6 protein-coding genes are annotated in these 2,970 nt (G+C 33.4%); 2 read left to right on the forward strand and 4 right to left on the reverse strand.

Going from position 1 to position 2,970, the window contains the following annotated elements; all coding sequences use genetic code 11:
• Positions 1–275 precede the first annotated feature (275 nt).
• The 3 genes from AABE15_RS03765 to AABE15_RS03775 form a co-directional block, all read right to left on the reverse strand.
• Positions 276–638: a helix-turn-helix transcriptional regulator gene (locus AABE15_RS03765; protein WP_338329945.1), complete on the reverse strand. Its 363-nt coding sequence runs from the start codon at positions 636–638 to the stop codon at positions 276–278.
• Positions 639–970: 332 nt separating this feature from the next.
• Entirely contained in the window at positions 971–1,585 is a 615-nt protein-coding gene (locus AABE15_RS03770; RefSeq protein ID WP_338329946.1) for a hypothetical protein, read from the reverse strand.
• 208 nt (positions 1,586–1,793) lie between these two features.
• A complete protein-coding gene (locus tag AABE15_RS03775) occupies positions 1,794–2,210 on the reverse strand; it encodes a helix-turn-helix transcriptional regulator (RefSeq protein ID WP_338329947.1) in 417 nt (138 codons plus the stop codon).
• A 42-nt stretch (positions 2,211–2,252) separates the two neighbouring features.
• On the opposite strand from AABE15_RS03775, the gene AABE15_RS03780 reads away from it, so the two are divergent.
• Positions 2,253–2,492 (forward strand): hypothetical protein, encoded by a 240-nt coding sequence (locus AABE15_RS03780; RefSeq protein ID WP_338329948.1) that lies wholly within the window; start codon positions 2,253–2,255, stop codon positions 2,490–2,492.
• The gene (locus AABE15_RS03785) at positions 2,485–2,826 is read left to right on the forward strand and encodes a hypothetical protein (protein WP_338329949.1); all 342 of its coding nucleotides are present in this window, start codon (positions 2,485–2,487) and stop codon (positions 2,824–2,826) included. Before AABE15_RS03780 ends, AABE15_RS03785 begins: the two co-directional genes overlap by 8 nt.
• On the opposite strand, the gene AABE15_RS09245 is transcribed toward AABE15_RS03785, so the two are convergent.
• Positions 2,823–2,933 (reverse strand): DUF3892 domain-containing protein, encoded by a 111-nt coding sequence (locus tag AABE15_RS09245; protein WP_408870248.1) that lies wholly within the window; start codon positions 2,931–2,933, stop codon positions 2,823–2,825. The two genes, AABE15_RS03785 and AABE15_RS09245, sit on opposite strands and share 4 nt — an antisense overlap.
• Between the last annotated feature and the right edge of the window lie 37 nt (positions 2,934–2,970).

The following is a 2,970-nucleotide window of genomic DNA, read 5'->3' on the forward strand; positions in this document are numbered from 1 at the left end:
ACGGGGTAGATAGTAGCGATAGCGATCCGCTTGCAGATTTTGAAAACGAATTTGGTCTTTTAACTCTTTAGTTTTAAGTTCAACCGTTTTTTTATTTTCAAAAAAAGATGGAAAAATTTTGTATAAGTTGTTAATGATAAAACTCATGTTTTAGGTCCTTTACTGGATTTAGAGGGAATAGAGTTACCGCTCTGTTCCCTTTTTTACATTACTATTATATTCCATATACTTATATATATGTCAATTTAAATTATAAGTATATAGAAAATAATATTCTATTTATGTTCTGTGAGTTGTCTGCCTATTTCAATCCAAGCATCAATAGCTTTTATATCCATTTTCTTTGCAATGGATAGTATGTGCTTATAACGTTCTTTTTCTTTGACTAAACTTGGATCTAAAAGTAAGTCCCCAGTTTCAAGATTGAGGAATTTTTCAATTGCCAAAAGTTGTTTGACGGTTAGAGCAATGTGGCCATTTAGCCATTTTGAGATCATAACTTGCGTTACACCTAAAGCTTCAGCAACGTTATCTTGAGTTACTTCTTTTTGCTTTAACCATTTTTTGATATGACGCACTGCATTTAGATTTTGCTGGCGTTGTTCTGGGGTTAAGATTTTATCTGGCATAGTAAGCATTTTAATGTATTCCTCACTTTTTAATATTCAGTATATAGAATATGAAAAAATATTCCATTGACTTATATTATTCTATATACTAATGTTATTTACATTAGCTCATTGACATTTAAATATCTAAGACCGTGGCACTGTCATGGTCTTCCCCGTTAGGGGGTGGATGGTAGATTGATTAAACCTACCATCCGATTTAATATTGGTTTTTACAACGATTCCAATATTAAAAAGGCTAATTTCTTATGGCTCCAAAACCTCCTCCTCCTAAGTCTCCATCTAATCCTTCATCTAAACCTGAAGATCAAATTCCACCTGATATTACATCCCAAGAAACTTTACCTGGAACCTTGAAGTGGATTAGAACTTACGATTCTTTTCCGGATGATTTTTCGCCAGATTCTGGAAAAGATTCTCAACCTTCGAAAAAGAATATACGCAAGAAGTGATATTCCTGCGGTAGGCACGCTAAGAAAAATAAGTTGTGCCCACTGAAGTCTTTTTCTGGTTTTATTTACGCTTTTAGTGTTTCTTTCATTTAGTAAATCAATTTTAATGACCAATTCTTTTAGTATTTCTGATTCATTTTTATATTCTTTTTTAAGCTCATCCATATAGGTAGATGAAACATTAAAGAAATTCCAAGGTACACCATCCAGTGCTTTGATACACAACAATGCGGTAAGAAAAAGTAAAGCTAACATCACGAGCAATATCAATAATATGTGAAAATTATATTTGTTGTGGATGGTAACAGCAATTAATATGGACATTGAAGTCATTGTCCATCCAAGCAAATTACTTGCTCTCACCTTCAAACGTTGCAAACTTGTTTCTATTACATTATGTGCATTTAAAGCTTGATCATATACAAAACGTGCCGACCATAATCGAAGCCCATTTTCAGTGACTTCTCCGACATCAATTGTTTTCTTTTGGATAATTTGGCACATAGTTCAGCTCGACGGTTCTAGAATATTTAGGTGGTTGGTTTTACGTTAACCTGTATAGGATAACGTATTCTTGTGATTCGTATTTCATAATAAACTCCTTTCTAAGTTGGGAGCCTAAAAGCAAAAACTCCCATAACGTGTGTTATGAGAGTTATGTAGCACTGCTACTAATATAAGTCAATAAAAATTATTAGCAATGTTTGTAAATTTATTTTTGTGATAATTTTTTTATAGTTTCAGCTAGTTGTTCTATATTTTTATATAAAATTTCTTGCTTATCCAAATCTATCTGTCTGATTAAAAACAATAAATCTTTTTCGATTTTTGTATGAGCCTTAATTTCTTCTTCTGGTTCATAACCAGTAAGGATGTAATTCATGTCTACCTCCAATATATCTATTAATTGGTGGAGACGTTTGGCTGTTAATCCAGATCTTCCTTTTTCATATTGGCCAACCAGTGAGGTCGTTACATCTAGCTTATCTGCTAGCTCTTCTTGGGTCAAACCTTTGCTATGTCTAGCTTTTGCTATACGTTTTCCTATTGCTATAGTTTCAGGGTTTGGTAACCTTCTTTTGGCCATATGGACTATTACTTCTTGTAACTGATTACATAAATTTACCATGTGTTATTAATGATCATTTGACAAATAGCATTGCTTGTAATTTTGTTGACTTCTATTGGTAGCGTTGCTACTAATAGAACCATGAAGAATATTTTAGAAAAATATACAAAACCCCAAATAACAAAAGCTCAGATTGCAAGAGCTTGTGGGGTGAATAGGAATGCACCAGGACGTTGGCGCCGTGGGGTTCCAAAGAAATATCTTTCAATCGTAGCCGGACTTTTAAATGTTCCGAGAGAGGAACTACGTCCGGATTTCAGAAAAGGAAACGAACATGAGTGAAGAAATTCCATTTATGATAATTACTAGAAGCAGTCCAACAAAATGGGAACATTTTTTAACACTCGAACTTCAAAATGATCAGGTTGTCATTTCGGTTTTCTATGGCGACAATAATCAGGATATTTTAAGTGCGAAAATGATATGTTGTGAGGATACTTATATTCAAAATGCTAATGAAATTATACGAGAAATGAAAGGACCATTTTGCACAAAATATAAAGTTGTATACTACGACAAAAACAATGTTTTAGCTCCTTACGGATTTTTAAAAATCGTAACACTTGACGATGGAACTGAAGTTCTCCGCATTCAAAAGGGAACCCTAGAAACTTAGTATTCTTCAACGTTTTCGAGATTGTCTCTGGTTTCGTTATCTGCGTTGGTGCGTATGTATTTATTGCCGTTTATTGGATAGATTTGAATTTCGGCTCCTTGGAACAATTTACCTGGCTCGTTTTTATCTTTAGGAAAACATGAA

Origin of the sequence: Commensalibacter sp. Nvir, from assembly GCF_963921845.1 — a bacterium.
Taxonomy (GTDB): Bacteria; Pseudomonadota; Alphaproteobacteria; order Acetobacterales; family Acetobacteraceae; genus Commensalibacter.

Bases quoted from the DNA above. Each gene is read 5' to 3' on its own strand.
- AABE15_RS03765 (WP_338329945.1), bottom strand. From the start codon at position 638: ATGCTTACTATGCCAGATAAAATCTTAACCCCAGAACAACGCCAGCAA.
- AABE15_RS03770 (WP_338329946.1), bottom strand. From the start codon at position 1,585: ATGTGCCAAATTATCCAAAAGAAAACAATTGATGTCGGAGAAGTCACT.
- AABE15_RS03775 (WP_338329947.1), bottom strand. From the start codon at position 2,210: ATGGTAAATTTATGTAATCAGTTACAAGAAGTAATAGTCCATATGGCC.
- AABE15_RS03785 (WP_338329949.1), top strand. From the start codon at position 2,485: ATGAGTGAAGAAATTCCATTTATGATAATTACTAGAAGCAGTCCAACA.